The organism is Actinoplanes sp. ATCC 53533 (assembly GCF_003947245.1).
The window spans coordinates 20477-45162 of sequence record NZ_QHHV01000023.1 but is presented as its reverse complement, the minus strand read 5'-3'; the positions used below and the strand labels follow the sequence as shown (position 1 = coordinate 45162).

Here is a 24686-nt window from a genome sequence, read left to right as displayed (position 1 = left end):
CGGGAGTGAGGTCCGGCGACGAGCCTGCGGAGGCCGGCGCCCAGACCGGGCTGCCTTCCGAGGCAACAGCGGAGGTTTCCGACAAGTCTGACTCTGCTATCACCATGACGTCGGGTGTGACCGCGACCGCCAACGGCATGCACCAGGCAGCGGAGGCTGTCCCCGCGGGCGAGCCGACCACCCATCTGCCCACGGCGGCGAAGGCCGGCTCCCCGAGCGGACCGAACACCGAGCCGCCGGCCAGGGCCGAAACAACCACCGCACCCCAGGCCGAAACAACCACCGCACCCCACCCCGACACCACACCGCCAGCCAAGGCCGAAACAACCACCACACCCCGCCCCGACACCAAAGCCGAGACCGCGCCGCCGGCCAAGGCAGGAACAAACGCCAAACCCCAGCCCGACGCCAAGGCCGAGACGAACGCCGAGCCGAGCGTGAAGACCGAAACAAGCGCTGCGTCGGGGGCCCTAGCCGAAACAAGCACAACCGCCGGACCAGAGTCGGCGATCGCGGGCGGGACAAGCTCAGGGCCGGAGAAGAACCCGGCAACATCGGTAAAGGCCGATGGAATCGACCCCAAGAACAAGGACGACAAGGCCAGCACCGAAGCCGACGCCGGGACCAAGAACGACAAGGCCGAGGCAAAGGCCGAGGCAAAGGCCGAGGCAAAAACCGGCGACAAGGCCGAGCCAAAAACTGGCGACAAGGCCGAAGACAAGACCCAGGCAGACAAGACTCAGGCAGACAAGACCCAGGGAGACAAGACCCAGGCAGATAAGGCTGCCGCAGGCACGGCCGCGCCCACAGCAGCCGCCCTGGCCGCCGCCTCAAAAGGCAGGGCCACCCGAGTGCTCCGCCGGGCCAACCCGGTTCGAGTCGCGCGGAGCACCGCTCGCAGCACCTCCGCCTGGGCCAAGCGCCCGAGCGGCCGGCTCATCCTCCCCGCTGTCATCGCCGCCCTGCTGCTCGGCGCCGCCGGGACGGCCGGGGTCTATCTCGTACCGCAGGCTTTGCAGTCTGTGCCGTCACCCAGCGCGACGCCTGGCTTCGGGCTTGAGGGTGATCCATCGGCCGGTGCCGTTTCCGGGCCGGTCGGGCTGCCGCCCAGCGTCGGCGGGTTGCCCTCGACTCCCGGCGCTACCGCTCCTGGTGTGGGTGGCACCTTGCCCGGCGCTCAGCCGGCCGTCGGTGGCGCCCGGCCGGCCGACGTGCTGGCCTCCTGGGCGCAGCAGACCGGCACCCAGGCCGGCATCCCGGTCGTCGCCGTGCAGGCTTACGGCTACGCCGAGCTTGTTGTCGGCCGCACCACCCCGAGCTGCCATCTGACCTGGACCACGATCGCCGCCATCGCCAAGGTGGAGTCTTCGCACGGCAGCGCCAACGGGGCCGTGCTCAATGTCGACGGGTCCGTCGCGCCGCCGATCTTCGGGTTGCCGTTGGACGGTAAGGGTGGGCGGCAGGAGATCCGGGACACCGATCAGGGTGCGCTCGATGGGGACAGCCAGTTCGATCGGGCCATCGGGCCGCTGCAGTTCATCCCGCAGACCTGGACCGCCATCTCCGTCGGCAATGGTGTTGATGCCGACAACAATGGTGTCTCCGATCCGAACGACATCGACGACGCGTCCCTGGCCGCCGCCAAGTACCTGTGCCAGGGCGGGCGCGATCTCGCCAAGCCGGATGCCTGGTGGGAGGCCATTTTGTCGTACAACGCGGTGCGTCCTTACGCGCAGAAGGTGTTTGATGCGGCCAATGATTACGGGCAGCGCAGCCGGGTTTGATCGACAACCCACAGTGACGGGTCGCGTACATTTGTTCGCCCGGCACTTCCCTGAAGGTCCATGTACCGGCAAGCTGTACTCGTGAGGGTGCGTGAGTGGGATCCCCGGACCGCGTCGGCGGGGGAGATCCGGTCGCTCGTGGAGACGTACAACGCGGTGCTGGCCGCGGACCTCCCCGACGATCCACCTTGGCAGGACGTCCAGGTGGTCGACTATCTGGCCGAGACCATGCCGGGTGAGCGCCGGATCAGCTGGGTCGCCGAGGACGATCGGCTCGCCGAGGGCGAGAGCACCATCTACGGCCACGTCAGCGTCCTGCTGCTGGGCGACATCGGCGTGCTCGAAGTGCTGGTCCACCCCAATCTGCGCCGGCGAGGCCTCGGCCGGCAGTTGGTCGCGGTCGCCGCGCGCCGGGCCTACCTCGAGGGTTTCTCGTCCATCGGGGTCGAGGCGATCGGCGACACCCCGGCCCTGCCGTTCTACGCGTCGCTCGGCTTCGAGCGGGAGTATGTGGAGACTCGCAGCGTCCTGACCCTGTCCAGCGTGGACTGGAACGCCCTGGGCACCATGGCGAACGGCATCAGCGCCGGCTACCGGGTCGAACACCATCCCGGCGGGCTGCCCCCCGCGCTGCTGGAGGCGTACGCGCAGGCCAAGCTCGAGGGGCAGGACGGCGACGACAGCGATCTCGATCTGCGGCCGAGCTCGTCCGACCCGCAGCGGCTGCGGGACAGCCTGAACACGCTGCACCGCCGCGGGCTGAAGCCGTACATCGTGCTGGCCATCCACGAGGCTTCCGGCGCGGTCGCCGGGCTGACCGAGGTGGTCGTGCCCGCGCAGCATCCGGAACGCGCCGACCAATACGACACGATCGTCGTCCGCGAGCACCGCGGTTACGGCATCGACCGGGCGATCAAGGCCCGGATGCTGTTCGAGCTGCGCTCCGCCGAGCCCGGCCTGCGCGAGGTGCAGACCTGGAACGCGCAGCACAACGAGTCGATGCTGAAGGTCAACGCCGAACTCGGCTACCAGTCCGACCGCGACTGGTACGAGTACGGCGTGGACGTCGCGCAACTGGTGCAGCGGCTCGAGCCCACCGACTGAGCCACCGAGCTGTGGAGGCACCGTGCGCTACCGCCGCGTACTGTCCTTGCTCACCGTCACGACGCTGATCGCCGTGCTGACCCCCGGCGCCGCCCGTGCCGCCGCCGAGCCGTTGACCGTGGGCGCCGTGCAGGGCGCCACCACCGACGCGGAGAGCCCGCGCACCGACCGGTCGCCGCTGGCGAACCCGTCCGGCAACGGCACCAGCAGCATCCTGTACGACGTACGCGGTGTCGTCACCCAGCGCACGCTGGCCCGCACGTCCGCCGGCGCCGCCCAGCACGGCTTCTTCCTGCAGAGCCGCACGGGCACCGACGACGGCGACCCGGCCAGCTCGGACGGCGTCTTCGTCTTCATGGGCGCCTTCTCCTCGCTGATCGGCGGCTACGTGCCGGTCGTCGGCGACGAGATCGTGGTCCGGGCCCGGGTCTCGGAGTTCTTCTCGATGACCCAGCTCTCCGGCGCCTCGCTGGTCAGCAAGCTGGCCGAGGGCGTGCCGGCGAGTGACGTCCAGGTCGACGTCGCGGCGCCGCCGGCGGACCTGGCCGCGGCCGACCGCTTCTGGGAGCGGCACGAGGGCATGCAGCTCCGCGTCCGGGCCGGCGCCGGGGTCGTCGCCGGCCGCAACGTCTTCGGCGGCACCGCCGACTCGGAGATCTGGGTGATCGACCGCGATGACCCGCTGCTGGACCGCGCCGACCCGTACGCCCGGCGGGTCTTCCGCGACGCGCACCCGCTGGACAATCTGCCCGGCACCGTCGACGACGGCAACGGCGACCGCATCCTGCTCGGCACGTTGGGGGTGAAGGCGACCGCGGGTGACAGCGGCGTGCTGCTGCCGCCGGCCAAGACCTTCGACCTGCTGTCCGGCGACGCGGTCGGCGGCCTCTACTACTCCTTCAACAAGTACGGCATCCAGCCGGCCACCGCCGCGTTCACGCCCGGCGTGGACCCGTCGCGGAACAACCCGCCGAGGGCCGCCGCACGCCACACCGAGTTCGCCGTCTCGACCTACAACGTGGAAAACCTGTACGACTTCCGCGACGACCCGTTCGACGGCTGCGACTTCACCGGCAACACCGGCTGCCCGGGGGTGAACCCGCCGTTCGACTACGTCCCGGCGAGCGAGGCGGCATACCGGGAGAAGCTCGACGACCTGGCCGATCAGATCGTCGGCAGCCTGCACTCCCCCGATCTGATCCTCGCGCAGGAGGCCGAGGACCAGGACCTCTGCGCGGTCGCCGGCGGCGCCCTGGCCTGCGGCGACACGAACGACGCCGACGGGCAGCCGGACACGTTGCAGGAACTGGCGCTGACGATCAAGGGCAAGGGCGGTCCGGGGTACGCGGCCGCGTACGACCGCACCGGCGCGGACGCCCGTGGCATCACCGCGGCATTCCTCTACCGCACCGACCGCCTCTCGCTGGCCGCCGCCTCGGCCGCCGACCCGGTCCTGGGCTCGGCCCCGCAGGTCAGCTATCGTGGCGCGCCGCTGGCGAGCAACGCCGACGTGTCGAACCCGAAGGCGCTGAACGCGGTCCTGCCGGCCGACGTGGACACTTCGACCGGCGTGGACGGCCCGAACGTCTACACCCGCGCCCCGCAGGTGGCCCGCTTCGATGTCAAGGCCGCTCCGGGCACGGCGGAGCACTTCCCGCTCTGGGCGGTCAGCAACCACTTCTCGTCCGGGCCGGACGGCCGGGTCGGGCAGCGCACCGAGCAGGCCGGCTACGGCGCGGCGATCACCACGGCGATCGAGGGCGCCGACGCGCGGGCGCGGATCGCGTACGGCGGCGACCTGAACGTCTTCCCGCGCCCGGACGACCCGGTCCCGGCGAACCCGGGCGACCAGCTCGGCCCGCTGTACGAGGCCGGCCTGCACAGCCTGTGGGACGACCTGGCGGCGGAGGCACCCTCGTCGGCGTATTCCTACGTCTTCGACGGTTCGGCGCAGACGCTGGACCACCTGTTCGTCAACGACGCCCTGCACGGCGACCTGATCGAGATCCGGGCGGCGCACATCAACGCCGACTGGGCGGCGGCCGACGAGACCAACGGCTCGAAGGGCTCAAGCGATCACGATCCGCAGGTCGCCCGCTTCCACTCCCGGGCAGCGCTGACCGTCGCGGACGCGAGCGTCGCCGAGGGCGCCGCCGGACGGACGGCGCTGATCTTCCCGGTGACCCTCTCCCGGCCGCTCAGCCAGCCCTTGACGGTCTGCGCGGCCACGGTGCCGGGGTCGGCGTGGCCCGGGGTCGACTTCGACCCGTACGCGGGTTGCAAGGTCCTGGCGGCGGGCGCGACCAGCCTCGGTTTCCCGGTGCAGATCCGGGGCGACCGGTGGAAGGAGGCGGACGAGCACTTCACGCTCGCGATCGCGGGCCTGGCGAACGTCCGCCGCACCGACTCGATCGCGACGGGCACGATCAAGAACGACGACTGAGTTAACCCGCGGCGGAAAACCCAGGCGAGTTCGTTACATGAGCTGTCAGTATCGCTCGCGCAGCAGCTGGGCGGCCTCGGTCGCCCAGTAGGTGAGCATGACCTGAGCGCCGGCGCGCTTGATCGAGGTCAGGGTCTCCAGCATGACGCCCTGCCGGTCGATCCAGCCCTTCTCCGCGGCCGCCTCGACCATCGCGTACTCGCCGGAGACCTGGTAGGCGGCGACCGGCACGTCGACCCGTTCCCGGACCGCCGCGATCACGTCGAGATACGGCAGCGCCGGCTTGACCATGACCATGTCGGCGCCCTCGGCGACGTCCAGCTCGACCTCACGCAGCGCCTCGCGGACGTTGCCCGGGCTCTGCTGGTAGGTGCGCCGGTCGCCCTGCAGCGTCGACTCGACGGCCTCGCGGAACGGGCCGTAGAAGGCGCCCGCGTACTTCGCCGAGTAGGCCAGCACCGAGACGTCCTGGTGGCCGGCCCGGTCGAGGGCCTTGCGGATCACGCCGATCTGGCCGTCCATCATCCCGGAGGGCCCGACGACGTGGGCGCCGGCCTCGGCCTGCGCGACGCCCATCCGGCCGTAGATCTCCAGGGTGGCGTCGTTGTCCACCGTGCCGTCGGAGGACAGCACCCCGCAGTGCCCGTGCGAGGTGAACTCGTCCAGGCACAGGTCACCCATAACCACGGTGGCGTCGCCGACCTCGGAGATCAGGTCGCGGATGCCGACGTTCAGGATGCCGTCCGGGTCGAGCCCGGCCGAGCCGGTGTCGTCCTTGTTGGCGCTGTCCGGCACGCCGAAGAGCATCAGGCCGCCGACCCCGGCCGAGACGGCCTCCTGGGCGGCCTTGCGCAGCGACTCGCGCGAGTGCTGCACCACGCCGGGCAGCGAGCTGATCGCCCGCGGCTCGGTCAGGCCTTCCTTGAGGAACAGCGGCAGGATCAGCTCGGCCGGCGCGATCCTGGTCTCCTCGACCAGCCGCCGCAGGGCGGGCGTGCGGCGCAGCCGCCGCGGACGCACATCGGGGAACGACATGCTCACTCCTCAGCCAGGCCGGCCGCGTGAGCCGGCGGAACCAGGCCGGTCGATCAACCGCCCCGGCCAGGCCGGCAAAGACGCCGGTCCGGCGAAACAAGAGGCCGACCGCGAAGCCGACCCCGCGAAACAAGAGGCCGGCCGCGAAGCCGACCCCGCGAAACAAAGGGTCGACCGCGAAGCCGGCCCGGTGGGACAAAGGGTCGACCGCGAAGCCGGCCCGGTGGGACAAAGGGTCGACCGCGAAGCCGGCCCGGTGGGACAAAGGGTCGACCGCGAAGCCGGCCCGGTGGGACAAAGTGCGGCGGACCGGCCCGATCATCGGGCCGGTCCGCGGAAGATCAGCGGAAGCGCAGGGCGGTCGGGCCCTGGACCTTGGAGCCGCGGCGCTGCTTGGCCGGCATCGCCGCCAGCTTCTCGCGCAGCTCCACCGCATATCCCGCCAGGGCCTCGACCAGGTCGGGCACCGACGCGTGCGGCGGCTGGACGTCGACCCGCAGGCCGAATTCCGTCGCCGTCTCGGCCGTCTTCGGGCCGATCACCGCGACGACCGTGCGGGCGTGCGGCTTGCCCGCGATGCCGACCAGGTTGCGGACCGTCGAGGACGAGGTGAACAGCACCGCGTCGAAGCCGCCCGACTTGATCGCGTCGCGGATGTCGGCCGGCGGCGGCGCCGCGCGGACCGTGCGGTACGCCGTGACGTCGTCGACCTCCCAGCCGCGCTCGATCAGGCCGGCGGCCAGCGTCTCGGTGGCGATGTCGGCGCGCGGCAGCAGCACCCGGCCGACCGGGTCGAGGATCTCGTCGTGCGGCGAGAACTCGGCCAGCAGTCCCTCGCTGGACTGGTCGCCGGCCGGGATCAGCTCGGGCTGGATGCCGAACGCGCGGACGGCGTCGGCGGTGGCCTCACCGATGCAGGCGATCTTGACGCCGCCGAAGTGGCGGGCGTCCAGGCCGTGCTCGGCGAACTTCTCCCAGACCGCGCGGACCGCGTTCACCGAGGTGAAGACGACCCAGGCATACCGGCCGTCGACCAGGCCCTTGACGGCCCGTTCCATCTGCGCCGGGGTGCGCGGCGGCTCGACGGCGATCGTCGGCACCTCGCACGGGATGGCCCCGTACGCCCGCAGCCGGGCACTCATCGCGCCCGCCTGCTCCTTGGTGCGCGGGACGAGCACCTTCCAGCCGTACAAGGGACGGTTTTCCCACCAGCTCAGCTTGTCGCGCTGGGCGACCTCCGCGCCGACGGTGAGCACGACCCGGCCGGTGAAGCCGAGCGCCGCCGCGACGAAGCTGTCCACCGACGAGGTGGTCGTGTACTGGGTTTCTCCGGTGCCGTCGCCGGTCACGCCGACCGGCGTGCCCGGCTCGACGCCCGCGGCCAGCAGACCGTCGCGGACGGCGGCGAGGTCGCCGGCGTCGACGGCGACCGCGAACGAGCCCTTGACCGCGGCCGAGGCCAGCGCGTCGAAGTCCAGGGCGGTCACGTCGTCGATGTCGGCCGCGGTGCGCACGCCGGGCAGCGGCACACCCGCGTAGGTGGCGACGCCCTCGGCCTGGCCCAGGCCGGGCACGACCTCGAAGTGCACGGCGGTCCGGGCGACGGCCTGGACCTCCTTGACGACGGCCTCGTGACCGAACGGGTCACCGGCGACCAGGTGCACCGCCGACAGGCCGGACTTGGCCGCCGAGAGCAGCACCTTGGCGACGTCGCCGGGTGCCCCCTCGGCCGGGCTGAACTGGGTGTCGTCCTTGGCCTCCGCCCGGATTGCCGCGAGCAGCGACTCGGGCACGCCACGGTCGTAGACGACCTGGTCGGCGTCGGCGAGGGTGTCGTGGGCCCGGCGGGTCAGCAGGCCGGGATCGCCGGGTCCGGCGCCGACGAAAGCGATGCGCCCTGCGGACTTGCGGGCGGTACGGGTGGTCATTCTGTGCTCCCCATCAGGGTGTCGGCGCCGGCATCGAGGAGATCGGCGGCGAGCGCCTTGCCGATCTCCGCCGCGTCGGCGGGCGTTCCGGTGCGCGACAGCCGGACAGCTCGGGCCCCGTCCGGGCTGATCACCGCACCGCGCAGGTAGATCTCGTCGCCTTGCTCGCCTTCGGCAAGCTCGGCGTGTGCCGCGACCGGTGCGGAGCAACCGGCCTCGAGCGTGGCGAGCATCGCCCGTTCCGCCGTGACGGCGGCGCGGGACGGTGCATGATCGAGTGCAGCCAGCAGCTCGACCAGGTCTGCGTTGTCGGATCGGCACTCGATCGCCAGCGCACCCTGTGCGGGTGCGGGCAGCATGAGCATCGGGTCCAACGTTTCCGTGATCTCGGCGGCCCGGCCGAGACGCACCACGCCGGCCCGGGCCAGGACAACCGCGTCGAGGTCGGCCTCGGGACCGAGCACTCTCGCGATGCGGCTGTCGACATTGCCGCGGATCGGCGTGACCTGCAACTGTAGGCCCAAAGCATGCAGTTGCGCGATTCGGCGCACCGCGCCCGTGCCGATCGCGGCGCCGGGGGCCAGCTCCGCGAGCGTCATGTTGTCGCGCGCGATGAGCGCGTCACGCGGATCTTCGCGCTGCGGGACGGCCGCGATGTGCAGCCCCGGCGGCGGCGCGGTGGGCAGGTCTTTGTACGAGTGGACCGCGAAGTCGATCTGGTTGGCCAGCAACGCGTCGCGCAGCGCGGAGACGAAGACCCCCACGCCGAGCTGGGCGACCGGCGCGGCGGAACGGTCGCCGGCCGTGACGATGCGCACCAATTCGACCGGGCGGCCGGTCGCGGTGGTCAGCGAGTCTGCGACGAGCTGGGACTGGGCGAGCGCGAGGGCACTGCCACGGGTGCCGAGGCGCAACGGCTTACTCACCCCTGTCCTCCGATCTCGGGTACGGCGTCGGCCTGGGTGGCGTGTGGGACGTCGAGGTCGAACAGTTCGCGCAGCAGGGCCGCGTACTGATCGCCGCCGGGTTCGGCGGCAAGCTGACGAACCCGCACGGTCGGCGAGTGCAGCAGCTGTTGGACGACCCGGTGCAGGGTACGGGAAACGTCGGCCCGCTGCTCCTCGGTGAATTCCGGCCGGCGCGCGGAGAGCTTGCGCAGCTCGGCGCTGACCACGTCGTCCGCTCGGTTGCGCAGGGCGGCGACGGTCGGCGCGACCTCCGCACCGCGCAGCCAGGAGAGGAAATGCTCGACCTCGGCGGCGACGATCTGCTCGACCGCGGCGGTCTCGGCGGCGGCCGGCAGGGTGCGCCGGCTCGCGGCCAGGGTGTCGATGTCGACGACGGTGATGCCGGGCAGCTCGCCGACCTCGGGGGCCACGTCGCGCGGCACGGCCAGATCGAGCACCACCAGCGGTCGCTGCCGGCCGGCCAGGGTGGCGGCGGTCAGGACGTGCTCGGTGGACGCGGTGGCGCAGACGACGATGTCGGCCGCGGCGATCGCCTCCTCCAGCGCGTCGAACGCGACGGCGGTGGCGCCGTACGCCTCGGCCAGGCGATCGGCCCGGGCCGCGCCGCGGTTGGTGATCTGCAGCGGCCCGACCCCGGTGCGGGTCAGGGTCGCCACGGAGAGCGCGCCCATCGCGCCGGCGCCGACCACCAGGCCGGTGCGCCCGGCCAGGTCGCCGCCGAAGGTCGCGGCGGCCACCTCCAGGGCGGCGGTGACGACACTCTGCCCGGCCCGGTCGATGCCGGTCTCGGAGTGGGCGCGCTTGCCGACCCGCAGCCCCTGCTGCATCAGCTCGTGCAGGAGCCGGCCGGCGGTGTCGTTCTCGGTCGCCGAGTGGTATGCGTCCCGGAGCTGGCCGAGGATCTGCGCCTCGCCGACGACCATCGAGTCGAGGCCGGCGGAGACCCGGAACAGGTGGCGCACGGCCGCCTCGTCGTAGTGCACGTAGAGGTGACCGGCGAGGTCGTTGGCGCCGATGCCGGAGTGCTCGGCCAGGACGGTGCAGACGTCGCTGAGGCCGCCGTGGAAGCCGGAGACAGCCGCATATACCTCGACCCGGTTGCAGCTGGACAGCACCACGGCCTCGCCGACGTACGGCTGGGCCAGGAGCTTCTGCAGCACGGCCGGGATGTCGGAGCCGGCGATGGTGAGGCGTTCGAGGGTGTCGATCCCGGCCGTCCGATAGGACGCGCCGACGCTGAGCAGATTCACGACCCGACCGCCTCCTGGTTGCCCGCCTCCGGTGAGCGCCCGCCGGGGATCGCCGTCAGCGATGCCTTGCGGTGCTCGTGAAAGGAGAGAATCTGCAGCTCAATGGCGAGGTCGACCTTGCGGACGTCGACACCGGCCGGCACCGACAGCACGCAGGGGGCGAAGTTGAGGATGCTGGTGACCCCCGCAGCCACCAGATCGTCCGCGACCGCCTGCGCGGCGCCGGCCGGGGTGGCGATCACGCCGATGGTGATGCCCTCCTCGACGACGGCCTGGCCGAGCTCGCTGATGTGCCGGACGGTCAGCCCGCTGAGCGGCTTACCGACCTGATCGGCGTCGGCGTCGAACAGAGCCACTATGCGGAACCCGCGGCTGGCGAAGCCGTCGTAGCCGGCGAGCGCGTGGCCGAGGTTACCGACGCCGACCAGGGCCACGGCACGGCGCTGGTCGAGCCCGAGGATGTATTCGATCTGGTCGATGAGCAGCGCCACGTCGTAGCCGACGCCGCGGGTGCCGTACGAACCCAGGTGGGAGAGGTCCTTGCGGAGCTTGGCCGAGTTGACCCCCGCCGCGGCGGCGAGGCCCTCGCTGGAAACCGTCTCGGAACCGGTCTCGGCGAGGTTGTGCAGGGCGCGAAGATATTCCGGTAGCCGCGCGATCGTCGCCTCCGGAAGATCCGGGAAGGCGGGGACTGCACCGGTGTTTGCCGGCGTGCTTCCATGACGCTGCTGACTCATCTGACTCCGTGCCGACGAGGCGAACCTACGGGGAGCCCTGCTGCAGGTCCTGTACCGGTGGCGCCTGCGTGGACCGGCTGTGATAGCGGGGCTCGTCGAAGTCACAGAGTAGGCGCTTGTGAAGGCGTGCACAAATCGCGATCTTGATAGCGGAACTGGACAAAGATCGAGTCGGCGTGTTATCTCCCGTCGACTCAACGCCGAGTATTACCGCTTACCGCCCCGATATGCCAATGACGTCGACATTGCGACGACGATTGTCACAGTGCACGCGCGAGCCGCACCGCATCGACGAGCCGGTCCGCCACCGGCCGGCCGCTGGCCCGCAGCCGGGCCGGGTCGGTGAACCCGCCGGTGTAGAGCACGCAGTCGGCGCCGACCGCCTCGGCCGCCTCGGCGTCGTCCAGCGAATCGCCGATCAGCACCACCCGGTCGCCGGGCATCCCGAGCTCAGCCAGGTGCCGGGCGAGATGGCCGGCCTTGAGCCCGCCGTCGACCTCGGTGGGCCGCCCGTCGATGCGGGTGAACACGCCGGCGAGCCCGTACGTCCGCACGGCCGGGACCAACTCGTCGTGGAACCACATGCTCAGCAGCGACTGGCTGCCCGGCCAGGCCTTGATCGCGGCCTCGGCGTCGGCGGCCAGCGACGCCGTGGTCAGCCCGACCCGGTACGCCTCGTGGAAGATCCGGTCGAGCTCCTCGAACTCCGCCGCGTCGACGGCCCGGCCGAGGATCTCGGCGTAGAAGTCGGCGACCGGCCGGCGGAAGAGCCGCCGGTGCTCGTCGGAGTCGACGCTGCGCCCGCCGACGGCCGCGAACGTGTGGTTGGTCGAGGAGACGACCAGCGAGAGGTCGTCGAGCAGGGTGCCGTTCCAGTCCCAGACAAGGTGAGTTCGAGCCACCGCGAGAGATTACAGCCGGGGGGCACCCGGCGGTCTACCCAAATCCCGCAGCAGACGATCTTCCTCGACCCGCCAGTAGCCATGCTCCTTGCCGTCGAGCAGCACCACCGGGACCCGGTCGCCGTACTCGCGCTCCAGCTCGATCGACTCCGAGATCTCGACCCGGGACCACTGCCCGGGGGCGATCCGGTCCAGGATCTGCTCGGCGACCTCGCACAGGTGGCAGCCGTCCCGGCTGATCAGCGTGACCCGGGTCAACGCAAGGCCCCCTTTCGCACTTTGCCGATCGCCGAGTGCGGCAGTTCGGCGACCAACTCGATCCCGGCCGGCAGCTTGAAGCGGGCCAGCTGGGCGGCGCAGTAGACCTGCAGCTCGGCGGGGGTGGGCGCGGGGTCGAGGGCGGGGACCACGTAGGCGTACGGCGCCTGCCCGGTGAGCTGGTCGGGGATGGCGATCACCGCCGCCTCGGCCACGCCGGGGTGCCCGTCGAGCACCCGCTCGATCTCGGCCGGATAGACGTTGAAGCCGTTGACCAGGATCAGCTCGCCGATCCGGTCCACCAGCACCAGGTCACCGTCCGCGTCCGCGTATGCGATGTCACCTGTGCCCCACCACCCGTCGGCGTCCGGGCCGTCGCGCCCCTCCGGCCAGTAGCCGGAGAAGAGGTTCTCCCCGCGCACGACGATCTCACCGGGGTCGGTGCCGGCGCTGACCTCCAGATCCAGGTCCAGCTCGGCGTCGTCGTGCTGGTCCGCGACGAGCCCGTCGCGCCACAGCACCTCGCCGTCGGCCGTGCGCAGCAGCAGCGACACCCCGGGCAGCGGGCGGCCGATCGAGCCGGCCTTCTCCCGGTCACTGACCGCGGTCGTGGTGAGCACCGGCGCGGCTTCGGTCAGGCCGTACCCGATCAGCACGGTCTTGCCGGTCACGGCCGTGAAGCGGGCCGCGTCGGCCGGGTCGAACGGCGCGGCGCCGCAAACCGCCGTCCGCACCGCCGCGAGAGCCTCGCGCGCGGCCGGCTCGCGCGACCAAGCCGCATACATGGACGGCACCCCGATGACGGCCGTGACCTGGCGCTCCGCGATCAGCGCGAGCGTCGCCGCCGGCTCGAAGCGGTCCACCAGCACCCCGCAGGCGCCGTAGTGGGCGATGGCACCGAGGCCGGTGTTCAGCCCGTAGGCGTGGAAGAACGGGATGGTGAGCAGGACCACGTCGGTAGCGCTGAGCACGGCCGGCTCGATCAGGGCGAGCTGATCGTGATTGGCGGCGAGCGCACGGTGGGTGAGCATGGCGCCCTTCGGCCGCCCGCTGGTCCCGGAGGTATAGAGCAGGACCGCGAGGTCGTCGGCCCCGGCCGGCTGCGGCGCAACCGGCTCCCCGGACAGCAGCTCAGCCAGCGGTACGGCTACCGGATCCGACAGCCGCAACCGACCCAGCACCGCGTCATCGGCGACCACCCGGGCGGCCGAACTGTCGGCCAGCGCGTAGGTCAGCTCGTCGACGGTGTAGCCGGGATTGAGCGGCACGGCGACCAGCCCCGCCCGCAGCACCGCGAAATATGCGACGGCGAAGTCGACGGTGTTGCCGAGCACCAGCGCCACCCGATCGCCACGAGCGCAGCCGGTGGCCAGCCGGCCGGCCGCGCGCGAGACGCGTTCGTCCAGCTCAGACCACGTGACGACGGTGTCGCCGGAGATCAGGGCGGCGGCGTCTGGGCGCCGCCGCGCGGAGGTCCGGACCGGGTCGCGCGCGCTGTTCTCCACGACGCCCGAGTCTGGCACAGAAGGCGCCCGATCGGGTGGCCGGACGGCGTGTCCGGCCCGGCGGCGAGGGTGTCCTACATGGTGACAGATGTTCTTGATGCGGGCTCTGTGCCACTTCGGGATAATTTCGCGCAGCGCACACGTTGTGCGACTCCCCGTGGTCGAGCTCCGCAATACTCCCGTCTGTGTAACGGATTCCACATCCGTGGGTGAGGTTGGCCTGCAATGCGCGGCCGCCCCACCCCTTTTGTTGTGGATCGGGTTCTGACACCGCTCATCGACGGCCCGCCGGGTCAAGGAGGCGCAGTGAGTCATGTGTACGCCGGCGATCCGTACAGCCGTGATGTGTTCGCAGCGCGCCTCGCGCTCACGGAGGGCCTGAACGGCCTCCGCCGGGGCATCGACGACACGATCGCGCACGCGATCCGCAGCGACGGGCCCAAGCGGACCCGGAATCGGCCGCCCATCAACGAGTCCCCGAGCCGGAACCTGCCGCCGACGGGGAACGCGCAACCGGGCAGCGGGCGGGTCGCCGTACCGGGCCGGCCGGCGCAGCCGCCGCAGCAGGCCGGACCGGACCGCCGGGCCGGGACCACCGAGGGTGACAACACCGTCGTCGTCCCGGCGCAGAGCACCACCGGACCACCGAGTGCGTCGGAGCCGCCGAAGTATCCGGCGCGCCCCGACCCGGGTGACGCGGCCGCCGAGGTGTGGGGCCTGGTCGAGCGGGCCCAGGCCGGCGAGTCCGCCGCCTTCGGACTGATCTACGACCGGTACGTCGACACGGTCTTCCGGTTCGTCTACTTCCGCGTCGGCAACCGGCAACTCGCCGAGGACCTCACGTCCGACACGTTCCTGCGGGCGCTCAAGCGGATCGGCAGCTTCACCTGGCAGGGCCGGGACCTCGGCGCCTGGCTGGTGACCATCGCGCGCAACCTGGTCGCCGACCACTTCAAGTCGGGCCGCTACCGGCTCGAGGTGACCACCGGCGACGTGCTCGACGCGGACCGCGAGGACCGCGGCCCCGAGGGCAGCCCGGAGGCCGCTGTCGTCGACCACATCACCAACGTGGCCCTGCTCACTGCGGTCAAGCAACTCAACCCCGAGCAGCAGGAATGCATCGTGCTGCGCTTCCTGCAGGGCTTCTCGGTGGCCGAGACCGCACAGACCATGGGCAAGAACGAGGGTGCCATCAAGGCACTGCAGTACCGGGCTGTCCGGGCACTCGCCCGGTTGCTGCCCGATGGGTTCCAGTGGTGATGGCAATTCACCGTATGTCGATCTCTGTGGGCCCCGCCGCCCAGCTGACACCCGTAACCGGGCCCGCCCGTCGAGCGTTTGTCCGGGTGCGACCAGTGGCGGGCCGTTGGCCCGCCGGTTCCGTCGCGACCGCCGGCGATTTCGCCGGTGAATCAGTCACGAGCGAAGGGAGGTGCCCACGGTGAACTTGAATATCTTCGATCGCCGGAGCGCCGAGCGCTTCGCGGAGCTGCTCGACGAGACCGACCGCGGCCGTCGCCACCACACCCGGGGGCAGGCCGACGAACAACTCGCCGAGCTGGTCGCCATCGGGCACAGCCTCTCCGCGGCACGGTCCGGGGTCCAGGTGGATCCCGAGTTCCGGATGGGTCTGCGAGCGATGCTCGTGGCCACGGCCGAGCGGGACGGTATCGGGAAGACCGCGAGCGCCACCGAACAGCAGGAGGCGGTCGAGCCGGTCCGCAAGCTGCTCGGCAAGACCGGCCGCCGGATCCGCGCCCGCGGCGCGATCGTCATCGGTGTCGCCGCCGGCGCCATGGCCGTCTCGGGAATCTCCGCAGCAAGCGAGAACGCCGCACCGGGCGACGCCCTGTACGGCGTCAAGCGCTCCACCGAACGTGCTCAGCTGGCCATGGCCGGTTCCGACGTCACCCGGGGTCAGCTCTCCCTGAGCTTCGCCCGCAACCGGCTCGCCGAGGCGGTCGCGATGCCCGGTGACAACCCGAGATTCCGCGACGTTCTCGGCGACATGGACAACGACACCCGGCAGGGCGTCAAGTTGCTCACGTCCTCCGCGGTGGCCCGCAAGGACAAGGCGCCGCTCGACTCGGTCGACACGTTCGTCGAGAACCAGCGCCGGGTGCTGAGCCCTCGGTTGGAACGGCTCAGCCCGGACAACCGCGAGCGGGCGCTGACCTCGATGAAGCTGCTCGACCTGGTGCACGAGCGGGCCGACGACCTGCGTTCCGGGCTCGGCTGCGACACGGTCACCCAGTCCGGCGGCGATGCGATCGGCCCGAAGCTGCGCGACTGCACGGCCGGCGCCTCCACCGGCTCCCTCGACGATCAGCCGTCGGGTCAGGGACAGAAAGAAGCGACGACCGGCACCGGCAACAAGGGTGACGCCGGGAAGAAGCCGAAGCCGAAGAGCAGCGACGAGCCGGCGGCCGACCCGGCGGGCGGCAAGACCGTCCCGCAGGACGTCGACGGCGCACCGTCGACAAAGGCCACGACGGAGACCCCGGAACCGCTGATCTCCTCCGACCCGGTCGGTGACGTCACCGGCGAGGAGGACAAGGGTCTGCTCGGTGGCCTGCTCGGAAACATCTTCGGAGGCTGAGCCGCCAAGGCTGAGACATGGCGAGGGGCGGTGTCCGACTGCGAGAGTCGGGGCCGCCCCTCACTTCTCATGTTACAAGCCGAACGGGTCCGGGCGCTTCTCCAATAGTGAGTGCAGGGTCGCCTGGATCGTCTCGCGGACCTGATCGGCCAGGTTGTAGACAACCATCGGATCGTCCGCGGACTCGGTCAGGTGCGCGGTCGGGATCGGCGGACAGAACTCGATGAGCCACTTGCTGGGCAGCGGCACCAGCCCCAGCGGCCCGAGCCACGGGAACGTCGGCGTGACCGGGAAATAGGGCATGCCGAGCAGGCGGGCCAGGGGCTTGAGGTCGGCCAGGATCGGATAGATCTCCTCGGCGCCCACGATCGCCACCGGCACGATCGGGGTGCCGGTGCGCAGGGCGGCGGAGACGAAGCCGCCACGGCCGAAGCGCTGCAGTTTGTAACGCTCCGAGAAGCGCTTGCCGATGCCCTTGAAGCCCTCGGGGAAGACGCCGACCAGCTCGCCATCGCTCATCAGGCGCTCGGCGTCCGGGTTGCAGGCCACTGTGGCGCCGGCCTTACGCGCCAGCTCGGACAGCACCGGCATGCGGAACACCAGGTCGGCGCCGAGCAACCGCAGATGCCGGTCGGCCGGGTGCTGGTCGCGCAGCGCCACGGTGAGCATCAGCGCGTCCAGGGCGAGCGTGCCGGAGTGGTTGCCGACGACGAGCCCGCTGCCGACCTCCGGCACGTTCTCGATGCCGAAGACCTCGGTGCGGAACCAGTCCCGGTAGAGCACCCGCAGCATCGGGTGGAAGATCGCGTCGTTGAGCTCGGGGTCGAAACCGAAGTCGTCGACCTCGTACGCCCCGGCCAGGCGCCGCCGCAGGAAGGCCAGGCCGTTGGCCACCCGCTGGTCCCAGATGTCGACCTGGTCCAGCTCCTCCGCGGGCTCCGGCGCGGCGGCCTCGATCTGCGCCGGGTTGTGGCCGTTCGCCGCGGGCAGGGCCCGGCGCCGGCCCGGCCGGTTGCCGTTGAGGGGCTTCGCCGGCCGGGCCGCGGGCAGCTGGAAGTCGGCGTGCCCGGGCAGCGCGGCGTGGTATTTGTCCTGGGTCATGGTGATGCGTGCTCCTGGTCCTGCGTCGCGGCGGCCCGGACTCGGCGGATGCCGTCGAGGATCGCGCGCTCGGCAGCGGCCAGCCGGTCGGCGTTCAGCGCCTGGCCGGCGAGGTGACCGCGAATGAAGTCGTCGAACGCGGCCGCGGTCGTGCGCGGCGTGAAGCCGAACTCCTTGACCAGCCGGCCGGTGTCGACCACCCGGCCGTGCACGAAGAGGTCGATCTGGTCCAGGCCGATCTGCCCGATGCCGGCGCTGCGGGCCAGCGCGGCGAACGAGGAGAGCGTCCCCTCGGGCAACGGCACGGAGATCCGGCCGGCCCGGCGGACGGCCTGGGAGAGAGCGAGCACACCGGCGCCCGCGACGTTGAACGTGCCGGGATGGTCCTCGACCACCGAGCGGTGCAGGATCTCGAGCGCGTCGTCGACGTGCACGAACTGCAGCCGGGCGTCCCGGCCGAGCACGGTGGGGATCATCGGCTGCGAGAAATACCGGGTGAGGGAGGTCTCCGCGGTGGAGCTGATGAACGGCGCGAAGCGCAGCACGGTCGCGCCGACCCCGGGACGGCGGCGGCGAAAACCGCGCACATAGCCCTCGATGTCGAGGATGTCGCGCGCGAAGGAGCCACGCGGGACGGCCCGGGGCTCGGTGTCCTCGGTGAAGACGGCCGGGTCGCGGAACGAGGCGCCGTACGCCGCCGTGGAGGAACGCACCACCAGCTTGCGCAGGCGGGCGGCGCCCTGGGCGGCGGCGAGCAGCTGCATCGTGCCGATGACGTTCTGCTCTTTCATCGCCGCGCGACCGCCGCCATGCGGATCGGGCGCGCTGGTGACCGCGAGGTGCACCACCGCCTCGGCACCGAGGTCGGCGATGACCCCGCTCGCGGCACGCGCATCAGCCTGGATCAGCTCGACGTCCGCCAGCAGGCCCGCGAGGGCCGGCGGTGGGTCGAGCGGATCCAGGCCGATGACACGTTCGACACGGGGGTCCGCGGCGAGCCGGGCGGCGACCCGGGCACCGAGGAATCGGCTCACCCCGGTGACCACGACGACCCTCGGCGGGGCCTCGGGTGAAGACGTCACCACGGGCGCGCCTTTCGCATGCGGCGGTGTGGAAGGCAAGTGACCGGGCCGGGCGTCACGCCCGGCCGGACATCACTTGCCGAGACGGCGACGCTGGACGCGGGTCTTGCGCAGCAGCTTACGGTGCTTCTTCTTCGCCATACGCTTGCGACGCTTCTTGACCACGGAGCCCATACGAAATGCCTCTCGAAACCATGTGGGGCCGGTCCCTGCGCACCCGCAGGCACACCCGACCGAGCTTGACAGCGGCTCGTCCCGCTCAGGAGCTGCACCCAGCGCTGTCAGACGCACTCGGGTATCACGGGTCGAACCGCTCCAGCGTAGCGGCCCGGTGGACCCGGGACCAACACGGCCCCATGGTCAGGCCGTTTGGCTGAAGGCTCCCCGCAGGTAGGTGTGGACTGCGTGCTCGGGCACGCGGAACGAGCGACCCACCCGCACGGCGCTGAGCTCACCGCCGTGGACGAGCCGGTAGACGGTCATCTTGGACACCCGCATGAGCGCGGCCACCTCGGCCACGGTCAGGAAGCGCACCTCCGCGAGACGCTCCTCGGCTTGGGCTGGACCCGTCATCTCCTCGCACCGATCCTTTCGCAGGCGCCTCCGCCGCGGCCGTCAGGCCGTGCGCCGCGGCGGGCGGGCGCGCGTGTCATCAGTACGGTATCGAGACTCCTGTGATCAAGGCGATGCGTTCCGTGAAATAACCGCAAAAAGTCAAGTCGACACGCCCCGTGTGTCGCGTTCTACCCCGAAAGGTGACTTAGGGGGTGTCTCGCTTACCGCCTGCTGACGAGGGCGCGGCCGAAGAACGCCACGTTGGCCGGGCGCTCGGCGAGACGACGCATCAGGTAGCCGTACCACTGGTCGCCGTAGGGCACGTAGACGCGCACGGTGTGGCCGGCGGCGGCCAGCCGGGCCTGCTCCTCCGGGCGGGTGCCATAGAGCATCTGGAACTCGAACTCGTCGGCCTGGCGGTCGAACCAGCGCGCCCGGTCCTCGGCGATGGCGATCAGCCGCGGGTCGTGGGTGGCGATCATCGGATAGCCGTCGCCGGACATCAGAATGTTGAGGCAGCGCACGTACGCCTTGTCCACGTCGAGGGCGGACTGGTAGGCGACCGACTCGGGCTCGGCGTACGCGCCCTTGCAGAGCCGCACCCGCGACCCGCTGGTGGCCAGGTCCCGGCAGTCCCCCTCGGTGCGGCGCAGATACGCCTGCAGGACCGCCCCCGTGCTCGGGTGGTCCTTCCGCAGCTCGGCGAGGATCTCCAGGGTCGAGTCGGTGGTGGTGTGGTCCTCGGCGTCCAGCGTCACCGTGGTGCCGGCCGCGGCCGCCGCGGCACAGATCTCCTGCGCGTAGCCGAACGCCATCCGGTCGTCGACCTTCTGCCCCAGCGCGGACAGCTTGACGCTGACCTCGGCCGCGGGAGTCAGGCCGACGCCCTTGAGCCGGCCCAGCAGCGTCAGATACTGATCGCGGGTGGCGGTCGCCTGCTCGGCCGTCAGCGTGTCCTCGCCCAGATAGTCCAGGCTGATCGCGAGGCCGTCGTCGGCGAGCTCCCGGCTCGTGCGCAACGCGTCGTCGACACCGGTGCCGGCCACGAACCGGCGGACGATTCCCTTACTGACCGGGGCGGAGGAGACCAGCCGCTCCATCCGGGACGAACCGGCGGCGGCGAGAAAGACGGAACGGAGCATATGCCGAGCGTATCGTCCGTCCCCACAGACCTCGCGGTAGAGCTGTCGTTGTGCTTTGCGATGCGGCTACGGTTGTCGGGTGAACTTCGATGCGTACGCGCGTACGGCGGTTGAGCTGGTCAACGCCGGCCTCACCGACCTCGACGGGCTCCGGGCGCTGTTCAGCGAAGACCAGGCCTGGATGCGGGACGAGGTCGGCGACAAGGACCTGGGCGTCTTCCGCCGGGCCCAGCGCCGGCTGCGCGACGTCTTCGAATACGGCACCACCTCCCGCGACACCGACGCGGTCACCGAGCTGAACGCGCTGCTGGAGGCATACCCGGTGCAGCCGCGCATCTCCGGGCACGACGCCTCCGACTGGCACATGCACGTCACCAGCCGGGGCGCCTCGGTCAGCGCGGAATACCTGGCCGGCGCGGTCTGGGGCCTATCGGTCTGGCTCTGCGAGTACGGCAGCGCCCGCTTCGGCATCTGCGCCGACGAACGCTGCGGCAACGTCTACCTCGACACCTCGTCGAACAACTGCCGGCGCTTCTGCTCGGAACGCTGCGCGACCCGCTCGCACGTGGCCGCCCACCGCGCCCGCAAGCGCGCCGCGACCCTCACCCCCGCGTAGAGCTCAGCCCCGGGAGGTCGCCGGTGTCGCCGTGGCGGCCGGGGCCAGGTGGTGGCGGGCGAAGGCCAGCGACTCGCGCAGGTCGGCCTCGCGAACCGCGCGGCTGGTCACCTTTCGGGTGGAAACCTCCAGCGCGACCGAGCCCTGGAAGCCGCGCCCGGCCAGCGACTGCAGCAGCTCGGCGCAGGGCTGATTGCCCCGCCCCGGCACCAGGTGCTCGTCCCGGCCCTCGCCGGTGCCGTCACCCAGGTGCACGTGCTTGAGGCCCTTGCCCATCCGGTCGGCCATGACCAGCGAGTCCGTCCGCGACGCCGCCGCGTGCGACAGGTCGAGCGTGTAGGCGTCGTAGCCGGCCTCGGTCGGATCCCAGCCCGGCACGTACGGCACGAAATTGCGCCCCGCCATCCGCACCGGATACATGTTTTCGATCGCGAAGGTGATGTCCGGATGCTTGACCTGCAGCTTGGCCAGGCCGCCGGCGAAGTTGCGCGCGTAGTCACGCTGCCAGGTAAAAGGCGGGTGCACGACCACGGTGGGCGCACCCAGCGTCTCGGCGAGCTGGGCGGCACGGCTGAGCCGCTCCCACGGGTCGGGGCTCCACACCCGCTGGGTCACCAGCAGGCAGGGCGCGTGCACGGACAACACCGGCACGTCGTAGTGGGCGGCGAGGCCCTGCAGCGCGCCGGCGTCCTGGCTGACGGCATCCGTCCAGACCATGACCTCGACACCGTCATAGCCCACTGTCGCCGCCATCTCGAACGCGGCGGCGGTCGGCTCGGGGAAGACGGATGAGCTGGACAAGAGCACGGGGACGCGGGAAGTCACGGGTCAAGCGTAGACCCGCCCGGCACACCCACCAGACTTCAGTCGGGATATAAGGGACCAAAACCCACCGGCACTCGGGTGTTTGCCACCCGCACGCGTACGCTGTCGCAGGTGAGCCGCCGCACCCAGATTCGCATCGTGATGGACGAGGCGGCAGCCGCCCGCGCCCGCGAGGTCCCGCTCGACTTTCCTCGTGAATGGATCGAGTACACCGATCCCGCCGACGACCAACACGTCGTCCGCGCCGACCTGACCTGGCTGCTGTCCCGCTGGACCTGCGTCTTCGGATCCGCCTGCCACGGAATCGTGGCCGGCCGGCCCCAGGACGGCTGCTGCTCGCACGGCGCGTTCTTCACCGACGCCGACGACGAGACCCGGACCAGGAACGCGGCGGCCAAGCTGACACCCGAGACCTGGCAGCACTACCGGCGCGGTTTCAAGAACTACACCGAGATGGACACCATCGACGGCGCGAAGCCGGCCCGGCGCACGGCGACCCAGTCCACCGACGGGCCGTGCGTGTTCCTCAACGACGCCGACTTCGCCGGGGGCGGCGGCTGCGCGCTGCACGCCCAGGCGCTGCGCGACGGGGTGCACCCGCTGACCTACAAGCCCGACGTCTGCTGGCAGCTCCCGGTGCGCCGCGAGCAGGAATGGACCAGCCGCCCCGACGGCACGAAGTTCCTGCTGTCCACGCTCACCGAATTCGACCGGCGTGGCTGGGGGCCCGGCGGGCACGACCTCGACTGGTGGTGCACATCCTCACCGGACGCGCACGTCGGCACGGAGCCGATGTACAAGTCGTACGCGCCGGAGCTGATCGCGCTGGTGGGCCAGGAGGCCTACGACGAGCTGGCCCGACTCTGCGAAATCCGGCTGAAGTCCAAGCTGGTCGCGCCGCACCCGGCAACGGTCGCCGCGGATGCGGCCCGGGCGGCGAAGAAGCGCGGCGGACGCGAGCCCGCCACCCCGCCGCAAGCAAGCTGACCCAGCGCGGCCCCGACCGCCTCACAGGGCCTGGAAGCTCGCGAGCCCGCCGGCCTTGAGGACCTTCTCCCGCGTCTTCGGGCACTCCGCGAGAGTCTGCTCATCCATGTCGCTGCCGACCGGGGTGACACCGTGGTCCTCGTAGAAGCCGGCGAGGTCCGTGGTCAGCCGAGCCATCGCGCCGACCGCACTGCCGATCGACTGCCACTCGGCGAGGTTCTTCTCCAGAAAGCCACAGAGCTCGGCGGCGGAGACAGCCTTCTCGGGGGCGGCCGGGTCGGCTCCGGCAGTCGCCGTGGCCGCACCGCCGGTCGGCGCCGAGGCAGCCGACGAACCGGCGTCCGTGCTGCCACAAGCAGCCAGCGAGCAGAGCAGGAGTGCGGCAGCGGCGACGCCGATCAGCACGGGCCGGCGCGGGCGGAAATCGGGGTACGGGCTCATCGGACCTCTGTTCAGGCTGGCGTATGCGTGATCGCTCGCCGTGATGCCCCGAAAACTATCGGCAACCGGGCATCGCCTACCTCACCCGTTCACGCCACGCTCCAAGAAGCAGTGATCGCCGGTCAGCTCACGCTCCGCGGCAGCGCCGCATCAGGCACTGGTCAGCCTTTCCCGCGCCTCGTTGATACGCGCCTGGAGAGCTTCCCGGGTGTCGGGGTTGACTCGGCCCGAGGCGTGGCGCCGTGCTGCCGCGCCGGTGACGAGCCGGGCGACCGCCTCCTTGGTGAACCAGACCTCGCCTTCCTCGTGGTCCGCGGCGGCGGACCGGAAGTAGTCGCGCATCCATTCGCGCTCGATGCGGACGCTGCCACCGCGGGGACGCTCCCGGTCGGCGAGTTGCCACGGATCCTCAGCGTGAGTGAGGTGTTCGAGGTCGAGGCCGGTCAGCGCGCCATAGCGGGAGACGACATAGCCGATGGTGTTCAGCTCGGCCTCGCCCAGATCCATCGGCGGCTCGGCCGGCGCGGAGTCATGCTCCGCCTTCCACAGCTGTCCGACGACGGGGCCCATGTCCCATGCGGAGATCGCCTGCACCTCTTTCCCTGGATCCGGGTCGACCGCGACCACGAACAATGAAACGTAGGTACATACTAACGCAGTGCACTAGTCACCGAGCAAGGGCGGGCGGCGAAACGGGTCGCCGCCCGCTGGGTCGATCAGTGTTCGAACTTGTATCCGAGGCCACGCACGGTGACGATGTAGCGCGGCGCCGACGGCTCCGGCTCCACCTTGGAGCGCAGGCGCTTCACGTGGACGTCCAGGGTCTTCGTGTCGCCCACGTAGTCGGCGCCCCAGACGCGGTCGATCAGCTGGCCCCGGGTCAGCACCCGGCCCGCGTTGCGCAGCAGCAGTTCCAGCAGCTCGAATTCCTTCAGCGGCAACTGCACCGACGCGCCGTCCACCGTCACCACGTGTCGTTCCACGTCCATCCGGACCGGCCCCGCCGCCAGCGTCGGCGTGGTCACCTCCGCCGCCTCCGCGCCCTGGCGGCGCAGCACCGCGCGGATCCGGGCGACCAGCTCGCGCGGCGAGTACGGCTTGGTGACGTAGTCGTCGGCGCCGATCTCCAGGCCGACCACCTTGTCGATCTCGCTGTCCCGGGCCGTCACCATGATGATCGGCACGGCGGAGCGCTGCCGTAGCTGCCGGCACACCTCGGTGCCGGACATCTCGGGCAACATGAGGTCGAGCAGGACGATGTCGGCGCCGGTCCGGTCGAACTGCGTCAGCGCCGAGGTCCCGGTCGGGGCGACCGACACCTCGAAGCCCTCCTTGCGCAGCATGTACGACAGGGCGTCGGAGAACGACTCCTCATCCTCGACCACGAGCACGCGAGCCAATGGGGGTTCCTTCCTTCGGTCCGG

Annotated in this window: 23 protein-coding genes and 1 pseudogene; 7 read left to right on the top strand and 17 right to left on the bottom strand. The window is 71.1% G+C overall.

The window, feature by feature from the left end; genetic code table 11:
• Window positions 1-104: 104 nt before the first annotated feature.
• The 3 genes and pseudogenes from DMB66_RS61075 to DMB66_RS09240 all read left to right on the top strand — a co-directional run.
• Window positions 105-1784 carry a lytic transglycosylase domain-containing protein gene (locus tag DMB66_RS61075; RefSeq protein ID WP_158647181.1) on the top strand — a complete coding sequence of 560 codons (1680 nt, stop codon included), beginning with the start codon at window positions 105-107 and terminating at the stop codon, window positions 1782-1784.
• Between the two features lie 60 nt (window positions 1785-1844).
• On the top strand, window positions 1845-2888 hold the full coding sequence (locus tag DMB66_RS09245; RefSeq protein WP_125803615.1) for a GNAT family N-acetyltransferase: 1044 nt from the start codon (window positions 1845-1847) through the stop codon (window positions 2886-2888).
• A 109-nt stretch (window positions 2889-2997) separates the two neighbouring features.
• Window positions 2998-5331, top strand: a pseudogene (locus DMB66_RS09240) (endonuclease); the annotation flags it as partial.
• Window positions 5332-5376: 45 nt separating this feature from the next.
• Here the strand turns inward: DMB66_RS09240 and hemB are convergent.
• The 8 genes from hemB to DMB66_RS09200 form a co-directional block, all read right to left on the bottom strand.
• A complete protein-coding gene (hemB, locus tag DMB66_RS09235) occupies window positions 5377-6366 on the bottom strand; it encodes a porphobilinogen synthase (RefSeq protein ID WP_125803614.1) in 990 nt (329 codons plus the stop codon).
• 341 nt (window positions 6367-6707) lie between these two features.
• Window positions 6708-8294 (bottom strand): uroporphyrinogen-III synthase, encoded by a 1587-nt coding sequence (locus DMB66_RS09230; protein ID WP_125803613.1) that lies wholly within the window; start codon window positions 8292-8294, stop codon window positions 6708-6710.
• Complete coding sequence (gene hemC, locus DMB66_RS09225; protein WP_125803612.1) at window positions 8291-9220, bottom strand: hydroxymethylbilane synthase; 930 nt, start codon at window positions 9218-9220, stop codon at window positions 8291-8293. The genes DMB66_RS09230 and hemC overlap by 4 nt, the downstream gene beginning before the upstream one ends.
• Entirely contained in the window at window positions 9217-10512 is a 1296-nt protein-coding gene (locus tag DMB66_RS09220) for a glutamyl-tRNA reductase (protein ID WP_125803611.1), read from the bottom strand. The genes hemC and DMB66_RS09220 overlap by 4 nt, the downstream gene beginning before the upstream one ends.
• Window positions 10509-11249 (bottom strand): redox-sensing transcriptional repressor Rex, encoded by a 741-nt coding sequence (locus tag DMB66_RS09215; protein WP_125803610.1) that lies wholly within the window; start codon window positions 11247-11249, stop codon window positions 10509-10511. The genes DMB66_RS09220 and DMB66_RS09215 overlap by 4 nt, the downstream gene beginning before the upstream one ends.
• 260 nt (window positions 11250-11509) lie before the next feature.
• A complete protein-coding gene (locus tag DMB66_RS09210) occupies window positions 11510-12151 on the bottom strand; it encodes an HAD family hydrolase (RefSeq protein WP_125803609.1) in 642 nt (213 codons plus the stop codon).
• 9 nt (window positions 12152-12160) lie between these two features.
• Complete coding sequence (locus tag DMB66_RS09205) at window positions 12161-12409, bottom strand: glutaredoxin family protein (protein WP_125803608.1); 249 nt, start codon at window positions 12407-12409, stop codon at window positions 12161-12163.
• On the bottom strand, window positions 12406-13914 hold the full coding sequence (locus DMB66_RS09200; protein WP_233624411.1) for an AMP-binding protein: 1509 nt from the start codon (window positions 13912-13914) through the stop codon (window positions 12406-12408). Before DMB66_RS09200 ends, DMB66_RS09205 begins: the two co-directional genes overlap by 4 nt.
• A gap of 306 nt (window positions 13915-14220) precedes the next feature.
• On the opposite strand from DMB66_RS09200, the gene DMB66_RS09195 reads away from it, so the two are divergent.
• Both DMB66_RS09195 and DMB66_RS09190 read left to right on the top strand, forming a co-directional pair.
• A complete protein-coding gene (locus DMB66_RS09195) occupies window positions 14221-15174 on the top strand; it encodes an ECF subfamily RNA polymerase sigma factor, BldN family (protein ID WP_199752161.1) in 954 nt (317 codons plus the stop codon).
• A 181-nt stretch (window positions 15175-15355) separates the two neighbouring features.
• Window positions 15356-16513, top strand: coding sequence for a DUF5667 domain-containing protein (locus tag DMB66_RS09190; RefSeq protein ID WP_125803606.1), 1158 nt, complete (start codon window positions 15356-15358; stop codon window positions 16511-16513).
• A 72-nt stretch (window positions 16514-16585) separates the two neighbouring features.
• On the opposite strand, the gene DMB66_RS09185 is transcribed toward DMB66_RS09190, so the two are convergent.
• The 5 genes from DMB66_RS09185 to DMB66_RS09165 form a co-directional block, all read right to left on the bottom strand.
• Window positions 16586-17614, bottom strand: coding sequence for a lysophospholipid acyltransferase family protein (locus DMB66_RS09185; RefSeq protein WP_125803605.1), 1029 nt, complete (start codon window positions 17612-17614; stop codon window positions 16586-16588).
• The gene (locus tag DMB66_RS09180; RefSeq protein ID WP_370318346.1) at window positions 17611-18696 is read right to left on the bottom strand and encodes an NAD-dependent epimerase/dehydratase family protein; all 1086 of its coding nucleotides are present in this window, start codon (window positions 18694-18696) and stop codon (window positions 17611-17613) included. Before DMB66_RS09180 ends, DMB66_RS09185 begins: the two co-directional genes overlap by 4 nt.
• Before the next feature lie 72 nt (window positions 18697-18768).
• Entirely contained in the window at window positions 18769-18870 is a 102-nt protein-coding gene (locus DMB66_RS09175; RefSeq protein ID WP_007465623.1) for a 30S ribosomal protein bS22, read from the bottom strand.
• Between the two features lie 186 nt (window positions 18871-19056).
• Window positions 19057-19269 carry a helix-turn-helix domain-containing protein gene (locus DMB66_RS09170; RefSeq protein ID WP_125803603.1) on the bottom strand — a complete coding sequence of 71 codons (213 nt, stop codon included), beginning with the start codon at window positions 19267-19269 and terminating at the stop codon, window positions 19057-19059.
• A gap of 203 nt (window positions 19270-19472) precedes the next feature.
• Entirely contained in the window at window positions 19473-20393 is a 921-nt protein-coding gene (locus tag DMB66_RS09165) for a proline dehydrogenase family protein (protein ID WP_125803602.1), read from the bottom strand.
• 79 nt (window positions 20394-20472) lie between these two features.
• Here DMB66_RS09165 and DMB66_RS09160 point away from each other — a divergent pair, with 79 nt between their 5' ends.
• Window positions 20473-21009, top strand: coding sequence for a CGNR zinc finger domain-containing protein (locus DMB66_RS09160; RefSeq protein ID WP_125803601.1), 537 nt, complete (start codon window positions 20473-20475; stop codon window positions 21007-21009).
• A gap of 3 nt (window positions 21010-21012) precedes the next feature.
• On the opposite strand, the gene DMB66_RS09155 is transcribed toward DMB66_RS09160, so the two are convergent.
• A complete protein-coding gene (locus DMB66_RS09155) occupies window positions 21013-21834 on the bottom strand; it encodes a sugar phosphate isomerase/epimerase (protein WP_125803600.1) in 822 nt (273 codons plus the stop codon).
• A 141-nt stretch (window positions 21835-21975) separates the two neighbouring features.
• On the opposite strand from DMB66_RS09155, the gene DMB66_RS09150 reads away from it, so the two are divergent.
• Window positions 21976-22821, top strand: a complete 846-nt coding sequence (locus DMB66_RS09150; RefSeq protein ID WP_125803647.1) for a hypothetical protein — start codon at window positions 21976-21978, stop codon at window positions 22819-22821.
• Window positions 22822-22842: 21 nt separating this feature from the next.
• Here the strand turns inward: DMB66_RS09150 and DMB66_RS09145 are convergent, their stop codons facing one another.
• The 3 genes from DMB66_RS09145 to DMB66_RS09135 all read right to left on the bottom strand — a co-directional run bounded on the left by DMB66_RS09145 (window position 22843) and on the right by DMB66_RS09135 (window position 24662).
• Window positions 22843-23262 carry a hypothetical protein gene (locus DMB66_RS09145; RefSeq protein WP_125803599.1) on the bottom strand — a complete coding sequence of 140 codons (420 nt, stop codon included), beginning with the start codon at window positions 23260-23262 and terminating at the stop codon, window positions 22843-22845.
• Window positions 23263-23412: 150 nt separating this feature from the next.
• Window positions 23413-23895: a hypothetical protein gene (locus DMB66_RS09140; protein ID WP_148112724.1), complete on the bottom strand. Its 483-nt coding sequence runs from the start codon at window positions 23893-23895 to the stop codon at window positions 23413-23415.
• 83 nt (window positions 23896-23978) lie between these two features.
• Window positions 23979-24662, bottom strand: a complete 684-nt coding sequence (locus DMB66_RS09135; RefSeq protein WP_125803597.1) for a response regulator transcription factor — start codon at window positions 24660-24662, stop codon at window positions 23979-23981.
• Window positions 24663-24686 lie beyond the last annotated feature (24 nt).